At 56.3% G+C, this 15,131-nt stretch carries 16 protein-coding genes; 10 read left to right on the top strand and 6 right to left on the bottom strand.

Translation table 11 applies throughout. From position 1 onward, the window contains the following. The 6 genes from H8K03_21800 to dnaN are packed head-to-tail and all read left to right on the top strand — an operon-like array spanning nucleotide 1 to nucleotide 6,589. Nucleotides 1-522, top strand: coding sequence for a hypothetical protein (locus tag H8K03_21800; protein UVT22720.1), 522 nt, complete (start codon nucleotides 1-3; stop codon nucleotides 520-522). Beyond that, nucleotides 510-1,541: a toprim domain-containing protein gene (locus H8K03_21805; GenBank protein UVT22721.1), complete on the top strand. Its 1,032-nt coding sequence runs from the start codon at nucleotides 510-512 to the stop codon at nucleotides 1,539-1,541. Before H8K03_21800 ends, H8K03_21805 begins: the two co-directional genes overlap by 13 nt. A gap of 49 nt (nucleotides 1,542-1,590) precedes the next feature. Beyond that, a complete protein-coding gene (locus H8K03_21810; protein ID UVT22722.1) occupies nucleotides 1,591-3,720 on the top strand; it encodes a DEAD/DEAH box helicase in 2,130 nt (709 codons plus the stop codon). A gap of 4 nt (nucleotides 3,721-3,724) precedes the next feature. Continuing rightward, on the top strand, nucleotides 3,725-4,300 hold the full coding sequence (locus tag H8K03_21815; protein ID UVT22723.1) for a hypothetical protein: 576 nt from the start codon (nucleotides 3,725-3,727) through the stop codon (nucleotides 4,298-4,300). Nucleotides 4,301-4,360: 60 nt separating this feature from the next. Continuing rightward, nucleotides 4,361-5,419 (top strand): class I SAM-dependent methyltransferase, encoded by a 1,059-nt coding sequence (locus H8K03_21820; GenBank protein ID UVT22724.1) that lies wholly within the window; start codon nucleotides 4,361-4,363, stop codon nucleotides 5,417-5,419. A gap of 39 nt (nucleotides 5,420-5,458) precedes the next feature. Continuing rightward, nucleotides 5,459-6,589: a DNA polymerase III subunit beta gene (dnaN, locus tag H8K03_21825; protein ID UVT22725.1), complete on the top strand. Its 1,131-nt coding sequence runs from the start codon at nucleotides 5,459-5,461 to the stop codon at nucleotides 6,587-6,589. Nucleotides 6,590-6,940: 351 nt separating this feature from the next. Here the strand turns inward: dnaN and H8K03_21830 are convergent, their stop codons facing one another. From H8K03_21830 to H8K03_21840, 3 genes are read right to left on the bottom strand one after another with little or no spacing between them, the layout of a single operon-like run. After that, nucleotides 6,941-7,570 (bottom strand): response regulator transcription factor, encoded by a 630-nt coding sequence (locus tag H8K03_21830; protein UVT22726.1) that lies wholly within the window; start codon nucleotides 7,568-7,570, stop codon nucleotides 6,941-6,943. Beyond that, on the bottom strand, nucleotides 7,567-9,033 hold the full coding sequence (locus H8K03_21835) for a sensor histidine kinase (protein ID UVT22727.1): 1,467 nt from the start codon (nucleotides 9,031-9,033) through the stop codon (nucleotides 7,567-7,569). Before H8K03_21835 ends, H8K03_21830 begins: the two co-directional genes overlap by 4 nt. A gap of 36 nt (nucleotides 9,034-9,069) precedes the next feature. Continuing rightward, nucleotides 9,070-9,249: a hypothetical protein gene (locus tag H8K03_21840; protein ID UVT22728.1), complete on the bottom strand. Its 180-nt coding sequence runs from the start codon at nucleotides 9,247-9,249 to the stop codon at nucleotides 9,070-9,072. An 807-nt stretch (nucleotides 9,250-10,056) separates the two neighbouring features. Here H8K03_21840 and H8K03_21845 point away from each other — a divergent pair. The 4 genes from H8K03_21845 to H8K03_21860 all read left to right on the top strand — a co-directional run bounded on the left by H8K03_21845 (nucleotide 10,057) and on the right by H8K03_21860 (nucleotide 11,638). Continuing rightward, the gene (locus H8K03_21845) at nucleotides 10,057-10,503 is read left to right on the top strand and encodes a hypothetical protein (protein ID UVT22729.1); all 447 of its coding nucleotides are present in this window, start codon (nucleotides 10,057-10,059) and stop codon (nucleotides 10,501-10,503) included. Nucleotides 10,504-10,511: 8 nt separating this feature from the next. Continuing rightward, nucleotides 10,512-10,691 (top strand): transposase family protein, encoded by a 180-nt coding sequence (locus tag H8K03_21850; protein UVT22730.1) that lies wholly within the window; start codon nucleotides 10,512-10,514, stop codon nucleotides 10,689-10,691. Nucleotides 10,692-11,174: 483 nt separating this feature from the next. After that, nucleotides 11,175-11,444 carry a DUF433 domain-containing protein gene (locus H8K03_21855; protein UVT22823.1) on the top strand — a complete coding sequence of 90 codons (270 nt, stop codon included), beginning with the start codon at nucleotides 11,175-11,177 and terminating at the stop codon, nucleotides 11,442-11,444. A gap of 32 nt (nucleotides 11,445-11,476) precedes the next feature. Continuing rightward, on the top strand, nucleotides 11,477-11,638 hold the full coding sequence (locus H8K03_21860) for a hypothetical protein (protein UVT22824.1): 162 nt from the start codon (nucleotides 11,477-11,479) through the stop codon (nucleotides 11,636-11,638). A gap of 436 nt (nucleotides 11,639-12,074) precedes the next feature. Here H8K03_21860 and H8K03_21865 read toward each other — a convergent pair whose 3' ends face one another. From H8K03_21865 to H8K03_21875, 3 genes are all read right to left on the bottom strand, one after another. Continuing rightward, on the bottom strand, nucleotides 12,075-12,578 hold the full coding sequence (locus tag H8K03_21865; protein ID UVT22731.1) for a group 1 truncated hemoglobin: 504 nt from the start codon (nucleotides 12,576-12,578) through the stop codon (nucleotides 12,075-12,077). A gap of 459 nt (nucleotides 12,579-13,037) precedes the next feature. Continuing rightward, nucleotides 13,038-14,102 (bottom strand): hypothetical protein, encoded by a 1,065-nt coding sequence (locus H8K03_21870; protein ID UVT22732.1) that lies wholly within the window; start codon nucleotides 14,100-14,102, stop codon nucleotides 13,038-13,040. A 514-nt stretch (nucleotides 14,103-14,616) separates the two neighbouring features. Then, on the bottom strand, nucleotides 14,617-15,093 hold the full coding sequence (locus H8K03_21875) for a c-type cytochrome (GenBank protein UVT22733.1): 477 nt from the start codon (nucleotides 15,091-15,093) through the stop codon (nucleotides 14,617-14,619). Nucleotides 15,094-15,131 lie beyond the last annotated feature (38 nt).

Below are 15,131 nucleotides of genomic sequence, written 5' to 3' on the forward strand. Positions count from 1 at the left end.
GTGACAACAACCCCACGATCCCCGACCATGATGCACCCAGTCGCCCTGACATCGTCGCCGCACCAATCGCGTATCAGAAGACCCCAGGACGTCCTGCTCTATCTCAGGACTCTTCGCCTCAACATTCCGCCCGGCGACACGATCCTACTTGCGCTCGACCAACACCATAGCCCGGTCGGTCGGCACTCCTTTCCCTATACCCCACTCCATCCCCTGGGACCGACACCCCAGGACGTGTTCAAGATCGCCTTCACGCAACGCGCGAACCGACTGATTCTCGTCTCGTCACACCCGCGGATTCGACGAGGCGCCTTTACCCCGACTGACGATCAACTGAATTATGCCGCCCAATGTTCACTGGCCGGGCAACTGTTGAATCTGCCGCTGGTCGATCATCTGATGCTCAACGAAACCGAACTGGAGTCCTTGCTCCTCAATTTCCACGACAAGCTCTCCCGCTATGCCTTGCGCTATTCGCAGCAACAGGCCAATCCCTTATTGATAAACCTATGCCCAAATTAGATGAGACGCTCGTCACGCAGGCTCGACAAATCGACCTCATCCGCTACCTGTGCGCCATTGGCCACCAACCGGTCTACGCCAAACCCCACAAAGCGCTGTTTCATTCTCCGCTTCGGGAAGACCGTAACCCCTCGTTTACCGTGTCCTACGTCGATGGCGCCTGGAAATGGATCGACTGGGCTCGCGATACCCATGGCGATGGCATTGACCTTGTGATGGGCTTAAAACGAGTCGATTTTCAAACCGCCGTCAAAGACCTGCTCGGCGCGGCAGCATCCACGCAGCCAGTACGCAAAGACCTTGCGCCGCCGGTCCTGACACCACACGACATCAGGCGCCTGTATTGCAGATGGCGCGAGGATATGACTCCCGAACGCACGTTTCTGATCCATCAATACTTCCTTCACCGTCACCTGGCATTCCCACAAGAACTCGGCATCGTGTATCTCGACATCACCGTCGATGCGGACGGCCTGACACTGCCATTTCTTGGCATCCCAACACCGTCAGCCAATCCGCGTACGATGACCGCCCTCGAATGTCGGGCCCTCGACGAAACAACCAAACCCAAGCTCTACCGACGACGGACGTTCGGGCCCAAAACCCTCTGGGTCATTCGACGTCCCTCGCCAGGATTACTCGTGACCGAAAGCGTGCTCGATTGCCTCGCCGGCAACCAGTTACTCCAGCATCAGCTCTCTCTCTGCGCGCTGAATTCCATCAACCTGATTGACCAGCTACTCCCATGCGTCCGCCAACTCCAGCCCAAGACCGTCTACCTCGCTCTGGATAATGACCAACGGAAACCACAGCGCGGACAGACTCCTGGACAAACCGCGCAGCACAAAGCCTGCACGATGTTAGTAGACGCTGGCCATCGCGTCGTCGAAGTCCGTCACCATACTCACGCAAAGGTCAAGGATCTCCACAAGCTCCTCCTGCACGATCCGATGCCCATCACGCTCCAAGCACTCGAACGACAGGGCACAGTCCATACGCCGACAACCCATCGCCCGTAACGCACTGACCCGTCCCACATTCCCTTTGTACAGACCATGAGGAGGCTGTGTGTCACACGCCACGCCGATCACCGTCCCGCTCGCGCACTTTCTTGAAACCTTCTCCGATGCACTCTGCACGACCACCGCCAATCAGCTCACCCCGCAATTTACCCCTGAAGTCCTTGAGGCCGCGCGTCCGACCTTGCGGCAATTTGGCGAACCCCTCTATCCGGCCCAAGCCAACGTGGCCACCGCGCTGGCTCATGCGTTCCACACCCACAACAGCGCCATTTGCTCAGCGGAAATGAGCACCGGGAAGACCCGCATTGGCACCGCCGTCGCCGCCCTGCTCCGCTCTCATCGGACCCTGATCTTTGCCCCACCCCACTTGGTCGGGAAATGGAAAGACGAAATCCAGACGCTCCTTCCGGGCGCCCATGCAGCCATTCTGCGGAGCATCACCGATGTGCTCCAGTTCGCCACCCTCCCGACAGACGGACGCTGGCCGCTCTTCGGCATTCTCAGTCGCGAGCGAGCAAAACTCAGCTACGCCAAGCGTTGCGCCATCAACCCCAAGGTCACCCGGATTGATACACGTACCTTTCATCATTTCCATTGCCCCCAGTGCGGCATCCGCATCGACGATAAGGACGGCATCCCACAAACCCCCAGGAGCCTCAAGCCAGGAACACACTGCACCGCATGTCAGAGCCCGCTCTGGACCTACGATCCCAACGGCCCACGGCGCGTCGCCCTGGCCGACTACCTTGGGAAAAAGCATCCCCGACTGTTTGATCTCATCCTGGTCGATGAAGTGCAGGAAGAAAAATCGATTGGGAGTGCCCAGGGGCTCGCCTTCGGCCTGTTGGTCCAAAAATGTCGACGCGCCCTCGCGCTCACCGGCACCCTGACGTCCGGAAAGTCCACCTCGATCTTTCACATCTTGTGGCGCATGAATCCGGCACTCAAAGCCGCCTTCAAACACACCGACGAACCACGGTGGGTGGACTTGTACGGCACATGGGAAACCCGCACGACCGAAGAAGACATCCACCGGGTGCTGCTCGTCGGCAAAGAATCCAAACGGCGCGTCCATGTCACCGTTCGCGAACGCCCCGGCATCTCCCCGCAGATCATTCCCCACCTGGTCTCCAACACAGCCTTCTTTCAGTTACGAGATCTTGGTATCGCACTCCCGCCCTACACAGAACACGTGCAAGAATGCCAGTTCTCTTCACAACTACACGACAACTACGAACGGCTCAAAAATGCGGCTCGCCAATTCATTCCCATTGCCCGACGCAACAAGGATGGACATCTCTTCAGCAGCCTCGTCCAAGCATTATTGGCTTACCCAGATCGCGCCACCCAAGGCGAAACCATCACCAATCGCGACGGCGTTCCCGTCTTTACGTTAGACCCGCTTCCAGAAGACGTCGTGCTTCCCAAGGAACAGGCCCTCATCGATCTCATTCTCCGCGAGCGTGCACAAGGACGACGCGTGCTCGTCTACTGCACCCACACGCAAACCAAAGACATCACAACACGCCTGCAACGACTCTTTGAGGCCGCCGGCCTTCGCAGTTTGATCCTGACCTCCGCCGTCACCCCAGAACGACGCATGAAATGGATTACCGATCACACCAAGAAAGGCCTCGACGCCCTCATCTGCAACCCCAAATTGGTATCGACCGGTTTAGATTTACTCGACTACCCCACCATCGCCTGGATCGAAGTCGACTACTCCACGTACCTCGTGCGCCAAGCCTCACGTCGTTCGTGGCGCATCAAGCAAACCCGCCCGGTCTATGTGCACTACTTTCTCTACAAAGGCAGTGTGCAAGAACATGCCTGGGCACTCGTCGCCGCAGGCATCAACGAAGGCCTCAAAACCGAAGGGGATCTCACCGCGGAAGGACTCAACCAATATCAGCAACCAGATGACCTGATGACCCAGCTCGTCAAACAAGTCCTGGATCGCAACGCCTCGGTCCTCAGCGCGGAAACCATGTTTGCCCAGCTGGCAACGCACTATCAACAAGATCAGGCCAGCGACACGCCGGACATTCCAGAGCCTGTCAGTGCGCAGACGTACCAGGATACACCGCCTGAGCTGCCACTATTGATTCAGCCAACGACCAAAACCAGCAAGCGGAACCATGACGCCAACATCCAACTCAACCTCTTTGCGGCCTAACACGATGACCACTGATAACCTCATTCGCATCTCCACAGAAGGATACGACGCCATTGTCGAATCCTATGCGGTCACCCCTAACACACACGAAGTCTGCATGCTGTCCATCGCCGGACAACCAGACGCCATCAAAGCCCTCCGAGCTGCGCTGAGTATCGGGCTCACCGTCAAGATCACCGGACTCGGAGACATCCACTGGCCCAAACAAGCGGACTCCGTCTTTACGTTCGTACACAAACGACTCCCCTCTGGCGCTGTCGCAGCGCTCTGGCTCCCTCAACTCGGCACCTCCGTCGGCATTCAACATGACACGAAAGCGTACATTCTGCAGCGACACCACAGAGCCGAGACGCCACCGCTCAACTTCGTGGCCATCCTTGATCGAGTCCTCTCTTGCCCCATTCTCAAAGATTGGGCGACTCCGCTCTGGACCGCTGCACAGCAACACCAATGGGTCCGCCCGCTCCACACCTATAACTGCATGGCGTGGGAATTCCATCCCCAGACCGAGGCCATCATTGAATGGCTACAGGCCTACCTACGCACCACCACAGAGGCCGCTCCTCAAGTAGCGGCATAACGGATTATCGGGATCAACCCGGACACACCATCTCTTTCACCTTTAACGGACAGACACTTCATGCACATCGCCGGCAGAAGCATTTCCGGATTCTATCCGACTCCACCTCGTATCCTCTCCTCTGTCAGCTCCCTCATCGCCAACCCCGCGCATCATCTAGGACGACTCCTCGACCCCTGCGCCGGCAACGGCATTCCCCTTCACTACCTCGCTCAAGCATGGAACCTGAGCCCTTATGGAATCGAACTCGACCGACAACGCGCCGCTCAATGCCGTACGGCACCGGCCACCATCCTGCACTCGGACGCCCATCTCTGCGAGGTCTCGCGAGACAGCTTCTCCTGCCTCTTCCTCAATCCCCCCTATGACTTCGCTGGACAAGGCGAACGTACGGAATATCTCTGGCTGAAACGCTGGACCCCGACTCTGCAACCAGAGGGGCTCCTGATCTACATTATTCAAGAGCATCAATACACCGAAAAAGTCCTCTACTATCTCAGCACTTACTACCGCGAAGTCAGCCTCTTTCGCTTCCCACCGGAAGAATATGAGGCTTTTCGCCAAACCGTCTTCATTGGGAAACGGGTTCGCACCCCCAACCCATCCGAAACCGTCAAACGTCAACTCTGGCGCCTCTTGCGCACGAACAACCTCCCCATTCTCCCGGTCGACACTGCGCCTCGCTACACCATTCCTTCACTACTCATTCGAGGCGAAATCACCTTTTCCAGTGACTGGATCGATCCGGCTGACATCTATGCCGAAGCCCATGACCATGGACTCTGGCAAGATCGCCATATCACAGAACTGCTCACCTTCGATCAACATAAAGTGATCAATCCCCTCCTGCCGCTTCGCAAGGGACACTTAACTCGCCTCATCTCGGCCGGCCTCTACAACAACACCGTCATCGAACACAACAACCTCCGATGGATCATCAAAGGACGGGCGAGGAAAATCACCAAAGAACTCCCTCCGATCATCGATCTGGTCCAGACCAAAGACGGACCAGAAGAACGTACACACCACCGCACCATCGAACAGTATGTCCCTGAAATCCGAGCCTTCGATTTAACTCCAGGCCCCAACTACGGTCGTTTCGTTGTTATTGAGTGTTAACCACCACCATCCCAATAGCGTACTGACACAAGGAGCATCATGATCATTGAATTCCCACGCACCACCCTGCTTCAGACCCTCAAACTCATGCACAGCATTCTTGACCGCAAAAACGCCTCTGCGCCACTTACCATGATCCACGTCACCACAAGCCACACCGGGGTTCGGCTCGCTGCGACCGATCTCGAACTCGGTCTCCAACGCACCCTTCCCATTCCCCTCATGGAAGAACGCGCCTTCCTCATTCCTGACGCCCCAATCTATGAGTTCATCAAAGAACTCACGTCCGACACCATCCGCTGGTCCATCGATGACGACCACCACATCACCATCACCTCTGGAAAAGCCAAGGCCAAATTCAACGGCATGAAGGCTGAAGACTACCCAGCGCTCCCCCCGCTCCCTGATCCCTTCATCTTCAGCCTCCCCGCCAAGGACTTGTCACAGCTACTCACGGAAACTCTCCCAGCCGTCGGCGAGGCGGACGGCCGCTACATCTTGAACGCCATCAAGCTGACCATTTCCAACGCTCCCTCCCCAACGCTCCAAATCGTCGGTACAGACGGTCATCGCCTTGTCATCACACAACAAAACACTGGCACCTGGCTCACACGCCACCATGACACCCGGCACCTCCTCATCCCGAAAAAAGCCGGGAAGGTTCTGCAAACACTTATCCCGGATAAAGAACCACCCCTCATTGCCATCGGAGCCAACCAATCCCTCGCAGGCTTTCAGATCGGCGACTATCTCCTGACAAGCCGGCTGCTCGACGGCAGTTACCCGGCCTATGACAGGATCATCCCCACGCTGACCACGGCGCGACTGACTGTTTCGAAAACCGTCTTGGAAGATTCGATTCGACGAGTCTCAGTGATTGGAGGGAAAGACACCAAACCGATGGAACTGTCCATTGCAGACAATCATCTGACTCTGCATGCACACAACGTCGATGTAGGAGAAGCCACCGAAACTCTCGAAACTCCAACTTCGACACAGCCATTCAAGGCAGGATTCAACGCGCAGTATCTCCTCGATGCCCTAGAAACCATGCCGGGAGAGCACTGTCAGCTATACATGGAATCGCCTCAGACACCATGCGTCCTGACAACCCCTGATCGCACAACCCAATTCAAACACATCATCATGCCACTCACCCTCACCTCATAAGCCGCGGCGTAACCGGCAGTCCCACTACATGATGGCCCATCTGAACAGTCTCCCTTAAGGCCATTGTCCCGGTTGCCACGGAGCTCAATTCGTAATATGTATCGAGGGCGGACACTACAATACGCCGCGCATCAAACAATGAGCTCCAACCCATTTACCATCGGGCAAGCGATTTTCTGGATTGCGCGCGTGACCAAAACCGGGGAGGCCCGGTATCGCATCCCTGGTTACATCGTGAATATGACGCCCAAGCGGGTGGCGATTCTGATCCAACAACGCAACGGTCGCGGCGCGCTCCGGCATGTCACAGCCAAACGGCTGACTGCCAGCCACCTCGCCCCGCTTCCTCTATCAACACTCTGTCAAACCATGGCGGATAGCCAACTTCACAAGGTCAGCCGTCGTCGGACAGCCAAAGTCCCGTCGTAAGACATCCCGATGGAATCGTACCGTCCGTGGTGTTATTCCGAGCTCTTGGGCAACCTCCTTATCGCCACATCCTTCAGCAATCAACTGGAGCACTTCCCGCTCACGCGCCGACATAACCCGTTCTCCAACGACGTGCTTGCCACCATGCAAGACTACTTCATAACCCAAGCCAGGGCTGATATACGACTGTCCAGCCGTCACCATCCGGACTGCCTCGCTAAAACCCTGCGGATCGGTCGCTTTACTCAGATAGCCTTTGGCTCCTGACAGCAGCGCTTCGGTAATCCGTGCAGGATCCTCGTACATCGACATCACAATGCACTTGGTCTTCGGCGACAGCGCCACGAGTTGCGAAACGGTATCCATCCCATTTAAGACCGGCATGCTGATATCCACAATCGCCAGATCTACCACCGCTCCGTTCTGCACCTGCCGGAGCAAGTCGCGTCCATTGCCCGCCGTCACCACCACGTCATGCCCCATCGCCTCCAACACATGGCGTTGTCCTTCGATCATCATCTGATGGTCATCGCACAATGCGACCCGCATCATCCCCTCCCAATACCATCACCATCCGGCAAGGCCACCCGAACGATCACCATCGTTCCTTCACCCGGAGCACTCTGAATCACCAAACGGCCATGAATCTGCCGCACGCGTTCCGCCATACTGAGCAACCCCAACCCGGCACTCCCCACATTGCTCTGGCTCATGGCAAATCCACGCCCCCGATCCGCCACACACAACTCCAGCTCGCCCTCCTGCACACCCAGGGTGACGACACAATCCTGCACCCCCGCATGCTTCACGATATTCTGCAACGCTTCCTCCGCCACGCGATACAGCACCGCGGCCACCAGCGACGCCAATGGCTGCCGCAGCTCACAGACAGACCGAGTGATGCGTAACCCCTTCTGCCGTTCGCACTCGTCGATCAACCGATGCAACGTCAACGAGAGCCCCAGACGGTCCAAGACCACCGGATGAAGACGAAACGCCAGCGAGCGCGCCGAGGCCCCCAAGCCATCGATCTCCACCAAAATCTCCCGCAGAGCCCCCAGCAGCTCCTCGTTCGTCTGTGGCGGCACCTGGACCACGGCGTGTAACGTGAACCCAATGCCAGCCAGCCGGCTGACCACATGATCATGAAGTTCCCGCGCAATCCGCGCTCGTTCTCCCTCTTGCACCGTCACAATCTGCTTCGCCAGTTGGTGCATCCGTTCCTCGGTCTTCCGGAGACTGCGCCCCTGCGCGTCAATCGTTTTCCCATATACCTCGACCCACTCCTCCAGCATCGCCGTGTCCACATGCCGGGCAGGACGCGCGAGGCGATCGGTCATGGTTCCCCATGCTAGATGCAGTGCCTCCATCAACAGGCGCAAGCACTCCACCATGTCTTCGGACGCCGACGCACGGAGCCAAAACACGGTGACACAACCCTGGCCATCAGGGCATACGCCACTACACCCCACAACCGATCGAATCGCATAGCGATCGACAAAGTCCTGGTACTCCGGGAGACGCGGATGCCCCTTTGCCATCGGAATCGCCATCACCGTGCATCGGCTACTCACCGCTTGTCTGTCGCGAATGGACGCTCCCTCTCCGGTCTTCGCGGGCAGACTGACCTGGTCCAAGAAGTCCGCCAGCATCGGGAATTGCGTGACGAACTGAGGCCTCATTATAGGGACTCCCTCGGACCAACCAGAGCACGCCGCATCCGCACACTGTGCCGCCTCACCAGCCGAGGCCACGAGCACCAGATATGGTGCAGCCCGTTCTCCCGACGCACCCATGGCCTCAGCCTGACCCGTCACAAAACAGCGGGCCAGCACAATATCCGACACCCCAGTCTCCACCGACCGACAAACGTTCATCGCCACATCCATCGCGCGTTGCGCCAGCTCCGCACCGCTCAGACAGACCGCAGCCAATTGATGAATCTGAACCACGCCATGACCGGCATCCGCGCGCGCCCGCTCCGCCCATGCGTCCTGATCGCCTGACTGCCTCATTACCGTACCGCTGTGCTTCCCGACTACTCGGCTTACTTACGAACTCGGACTATGGCGAAACACGACCCGCTGTTTCAAGCTGGCCAAATGACCAGTGCCTCGTCGCAAACACGTGCCCAGCGCCACTTCCCGCGCCACACGCGGACCATCAGTCACGTGCATCAGGAGCATCGGGAGCACCCAGAGAAGTCCCGTCTTCCTTCGTGTTGTTGTCATGATTGCTGACTACTGAGTACTCATGGGCACGGAAGAATGTGAACGGATGCTCTTATCGCTGGTGCCATCTGTACTGTCAGTCTTTGTCTCGGGGGCCTGGCGCACGAGCCCCTCTCGATGTGGTCACTGAAGCGGGTGGTACGATCGCTCCGTACAATTCTTCTGTCACCCAGACATTTCAGCAACTCTCTGCTGAGCAACATGCGTACCATATCGGTAACTGACGCGATTTCCCAAGAAACCCACTTTGCATCGATATTGATCCTCTCGATGCATATATCAACAGTGATACACATGTGTATCCATTTCGGTCCATGCTCCAGCTGCGACCATCAGTGTATTAACGAGTGATCAGGGCGCGATTGACCACGCTCTGTCTGGCAACTGGTCTCCCGCTTTTACTCAAAGTGTCCACCACTTGCACGCATACGATCTGATCCAATCGTTTCCATATCGTGGAGGCTTTTACAGTCTCCTTTCGCCACAAAGGCGCGCTGAGGCGACTGATCCAAGTCGACCAACCCGCGCAACGGCAGACGCTCAGCACCCTGATCGGATCAGCCTCTGGCTCACAACTACTACCTCGGCCAGCTACCGAGATGTGCTCCCTCCCTGCCCCAATCCCTGACTCCCACATGTGTGTCCCTCCAGATGTGTCCCCCCAAAAATGGGGATGGCGCTTCGGGGGTCTGTTCGGGTGTGCACTGCCCTTCATCGGTGGAGACGGAGGGCACCATTGAGCAGCTCTGGAGATGGCTACGCGCGAGTGTGATTTGGCTATGGCACTGGTGATTCAATGGGAGCGGTGTGGGGCGCCGACGGCGGCGGCGACCGATCTACTTGGACAGACCGGGCGCACGACTGCAGCCGATCCAGCCCAAACCGCGATGGGTGAAGCAGGAAGTCCTGCACCTCAAAGCCTTGATGCCGCAGGCAGGCTGCCGGACGATCGCGCATCACTTCAATCGGCGCTGGAGATCACGCAGACAGATGACGGTCAGCAAGACCTATGTGGCGGACCTATGCCGACGGCATCAATACCTCATCTATGAAGCCCGACGGAAGATGAAACACCGGGTGCCCAGGCCGATGCGGCGCAATCGCATCTGGGGCTGTGATCTGCTCGCGAAGACGGATTCCGATGGCCGCACACATCTCGCCCTGGCGGTTCTGGATCATGGCAGCCGGGCCTGTCTCCGACTGCAGCGGTTGGCGGATAAGTCGTCGCTTCGGCTACTCCAAGAACTGGACTAGTGCAGGCGGTGAAACGATACGGACCACCACAATTCGTGCGGACCGACAATGAGACCGTGCTGGTCTCCCGCTGGTTTCGATTCGGCCTCTGGCTGCTCGGCATTGGACAGCAGCGTATTCAGCCCGGCTGTCCGTGGCAGAACGGACGGGTCGAACGGTTCAGTGGTGGTGGTCCCAACGGGATTTGAACCCGTGTTTAAGCCTTGAGAGGACCGACCAAACTGAGAAAAATCAACAAGATGACACTTCAGAACCGTCCAATGAGTAGCATGGTTTTACAACGACTTACAAGACCCTTGTCCTATATAGGACAGTGATGAGGTCTCGACCCTTGCCAACGAGCCGAAGGGGTTCCGCATCCCGACTGATATCACGCAGACCGTCACTATCCTGGCTCGAAAACGCGGACGAGAAGACCTGCATGGCTTCTGTGATCGCAGACGAGCTTTGCAAGACCACGCTGCCGCTTATTGAACACCAGACCATATCACAATCACATCACCCAGAACGTCTGCGTTGCGGGCCAGCGGACGCGACACCTGTCCATTTTGCTTATGCCCAACCTCTTCGATCTGTATGCTGGTCAGCTGGACGTGGTGTGGCACTCGTAGAATTGCAAGAATTGCAACTCAAGCTTGCGGAGGCAAATTCGCATGGACTACACTGAGGGCATGCCTACAGTGGTTCACCCTCATATCACAAGCGATCCAAACATTTGTGGTGGGAGCCCGTGTATTGAAGGAACGCGCATCACCGTGCGAACCATTGCGATCTACGCGTTGCATCACGGGCAGACTCCGGAAGAGCTACTCACGCACTATCCTCACCTCAGTCTCGCATCAATTTATGATGCCCTGTCCTATTACTACGACAATCGTGCCGTACTCGATCAGGACATTGTCGAGCATCTGTCGGCCCCGGAAATTGATTCCCGGTTCTAATCCCACAACCCCGTCTTTCCTCATGAGCCTTTCTGTGGGGCCCGCGCCGAGATGTCCTGGTGACATGGCTAAGTCGGACGCTCACCACACGACTGCGGGAAGCGGGAGACTTACTGGGCATCAGGCTGCTCGACCATCTCATTCTCGGTGATGACCGTCTCTATAGTTTTGCAGATCAGGGCTGGCCGTTGTGAGGCGACAGCGAAAGTCCTATCCCCATTCCCGTCGATTATCCTTCTGAGCAGATGACGCATGTCGACACATGCGGAAAATCCCACGTTCCTACCACAAGTGGTGGTCTGCTTCTGCCACAGCGGACGCCTAAAAACTAGGCAACATGCTGAAGGGGCCATGATGCGCAGTCATTCGTACGTCCAACGCGACTTGCCCACAAGGTCATCTCCAGAAAATGGGGACGACGGGATGAATACAAGGTGACAGCTCAGATCTTTTTGCTGTTCTCTCCGTGCCTCGCGAGCGTCTGTGATCATTGTGCATCCGATTGGGGGGCCAGACACGGTTGAGAGGCCTCAAGGAGTGCTGGCAAGGGAAACGCAGAGGCCGGAGGTGGAGATCCCGACAAGAAGGGCTGAGCGCTCATGTCGCTCAACCCTTGTCGCCGGCTAGAAGCTATTTCCCCACAATGTCTCCACGTAGCCCGCCGATAATTGCAAGAAGCTCACCCATCTCAGGCTGTGGCACCTTGAACTTGTCAAGCGTGGTCACGAGATGCGCGGCCACCTGATCAAATTGCATATCTGTGATTTTCATTCCCTGATGCGTGGCTGGCATAGCCCGCCCGATATACGTACAGGGGCCACCGGTTGCTGCACAGACCATTAACACGTTCAATTGTTTGAAACGCGCCTGTCTGTCAGGTGGCAATCCTCCAAAGGATGACGCCAGTTTGGGATCAGCAAAGAGCCGGTTCCCAAAGTCACTGACCACAGCTGAGATGGCGTCGTACCCACCGAGGCGTTCATAGAGAGTTTTCTGACTCCCCGCTTGTGTAGATGGGGGGGAACCGGCTGTAGCAGATCGAGGACTGCCGGTTACTGACACAAGCAGACCTCCAAGTGCTGCTGATACGACCAAGACCTTATATGCTGTCCGTGCACTCGTTGTTATAGCCATGACATACCCCCTTTAGAAAACTTGATTTGGAACCTACGAAAACTACATAGGCATCTGTAGATGTTTATCGAGGAAATATCTGTCATGGAGATGACAAAGCCGAATACAGAGATCATGCCGAGATTACCGACTATTTGATCAAATCCCACAGAACTCTCTGATGAAGAAGCGAACGGTGTCACTCTGCCAAACCGTATGATGAGCGATTGGCTCACCCTGTGTTATGAAAATGCTAGCCTTGGATCTTCGCAAACGGTGGTGTGTGGTGTATGGAGAACGATACAGCGTGAACAATCGCAATGGCTTAGGCCTCCATTTTCAAAGCAGATTCTAGTACCTCGGCTACTGCAATGCATAATGTGGCCCGATTTCATCAGGCTCGTCCTCCTACAGAGGCCTGTGAAATTAGGAGACGGTCAGCCTATCGCAGGGGAAGAGGGTCAGACATAAGCCATGCGATCAAAATCGAAACAGGCTACCGACTGTCACGGTGTTTATTCTGGCTGCTTCGTCTTCATAGCTGAGTTTCCATCGTCCGTGCAGATAGCCGACCGAAAGCGCGAGTGCCTCGGTAAGCTGATATCGTACCAACACTTCCCCCTGGTAAATCTTTTCGCGCGCGCCAAGAAAGTCATCACCAGGCAAGCCAGACGTGTAGCTGGTTCGCTCAAGATCAAAGCCCCCGATCAGGGTGAGTTCATCCGTGACACGCGCCTCCAGCTCCGCTTCGACATAGTGTGTGACATAGGAGATGTCCTCTCCAATTTGTGGATTGTGTCTCCCGTCAGCCAGCCCTCGTTCGTAGTGGTATCCGACCAACAATCCGATTCCCGGCTTGATTTCCCACATGACATGTGTCCCAAGGGTCCAAAAGCGAGTATTCCGGTGTGCAAAACTCTCGTTGTACGATCGGTCTCCGTATCGGGCTAACCCGCGAATGGTGACATTCTCGAGTAGTTTACGCTCCAGTTCTGCTGCTCCAAAGTGTGTCGTTACGTACTCTCCCCCACGATCCGATGATCGTAATTCGCCGGGACCGTGATTGCCCAAGAAGAGGTGCGGACCGTAGTGATACCGCATCCGGAAGACCGTCTCTCGTGGTAGTGTTTGAGTCAGCTGCAGTCCATAGGTACCATGAGAAAATGCGGTCTGGTCAGTAAACACAAAGCCTTGTGCCCGTGCCGTCAGGTCCGTTTTTCCCCAGCTCGACTGAAACGATCGCGTGATGTGAGCAACGGGTTCAAACACTCCGCTCGAACCTTGGCCGGTGGTCTGAATGACCGGCTGTGTGGGATCCTCTTGCAGCGACAATCGTTGAGAGGCCGAGAACAGCGCGACGTCGTCGGTGTAAAACGCGTTCATTTCTCCGCCGACGTGCCATCCTGATTCAGACTCGACATCCATCTTCATATCCTTCATATCAGAGGCATCCAGACTCATGTCGGTTTCAGCCTTGACCTGGGAACACAGCAACAACACAACGAGGAACGGCCACCCACACCATGTAGTGAATTGTATTTTCACGTGTGTCACCAATTTGTGTTCAAAGCGTTTTTTGGATGTCGGAACTTTTGCCCCTGGGATCTGGCGAGGGTCTCAGACGACTGGTTGAACACACACACAACTTCTGCGCCGATGTTCGATTGCCCATCAGATCTAGTGCACTGGAGATGCCTAACAGGCAGTGATGTTCCGTGCGATGCCCCCCTGTTTACTTGTAATAGATAAATCTGGCGTCGTGGACCTGGTTCGCACTTTACATGGCGGGTAAACAGATCTCCGTCATGTTTACGACAAGAAATAGAAAGTTCTGGTATCTCGATGGGAGTGCTCCCACTGAAATCAATCGCTGTTACTTGGCTTCAGGGGAGCAAACATGGTCTTCAGGATACCTGATGGGGAGCTGTGGGTAGCCGAGCGGCAAGACTTTCCCCCGTGGGTTTGGCTTCGAGGTTCCTTGAACCGCTAAGGTTGCCGAAACCCGATCAGGGTTCGCTTCGTATCAGACGAAGCCTTGAATTACGTATGTAAGGGGACTTCATTTGGCGAGGCTTCTCATATAGTGAACAAGCTGCCACACTTCCTCGTCTGACAAATCCGGGAAGGCCATCATCCCTGTGCCTGAAGAACCGTGTTTTGTGATCCAGAACAGTTGCCCGTCAGAGATCTCACGCATCATGGCACTGCATGTGAAATCGCGCGCTGGCGGCATCATTCCGCCGCTGACCGATCCTTTCCCCTCTCCCCGCTTGCCGTGACACAGCGCGCAGGCCATGGGCTTCGCATCGTGGAGATACAGTCCTTTTCCTGCCTGGAGGACATCGCTGGAGGCAGGAAACGGGTTCGGCTTAGTTAAAATGTCTTCCGGAGCGGTGGCGGTTTTCCTCGGCTGGACGCAGGAGCTGTTCAGCCCTCCCTCGGAGTCGCCCGCTGTGGCCTGCTGGGTGAACGGCATTATCCAGATGATTACGACCATTGTTGCTATCATGTTCAGTTGTGTCCTCATTGAATTCATCGCGCACTCCTTTTGTTACAGAAGCCTGTGTAGGTATT

Origin of the sequence: Nitrospira sp. (genome assembly GCA_024760545.1) — a bacterium.
In the GTDB taxonomy this organism is placed as follows: domain Bacteria; phylum Nitrospirota; class Nitrospiria; order Nitrospirales; family Nitrospiraceae; genus Nitrospira_D.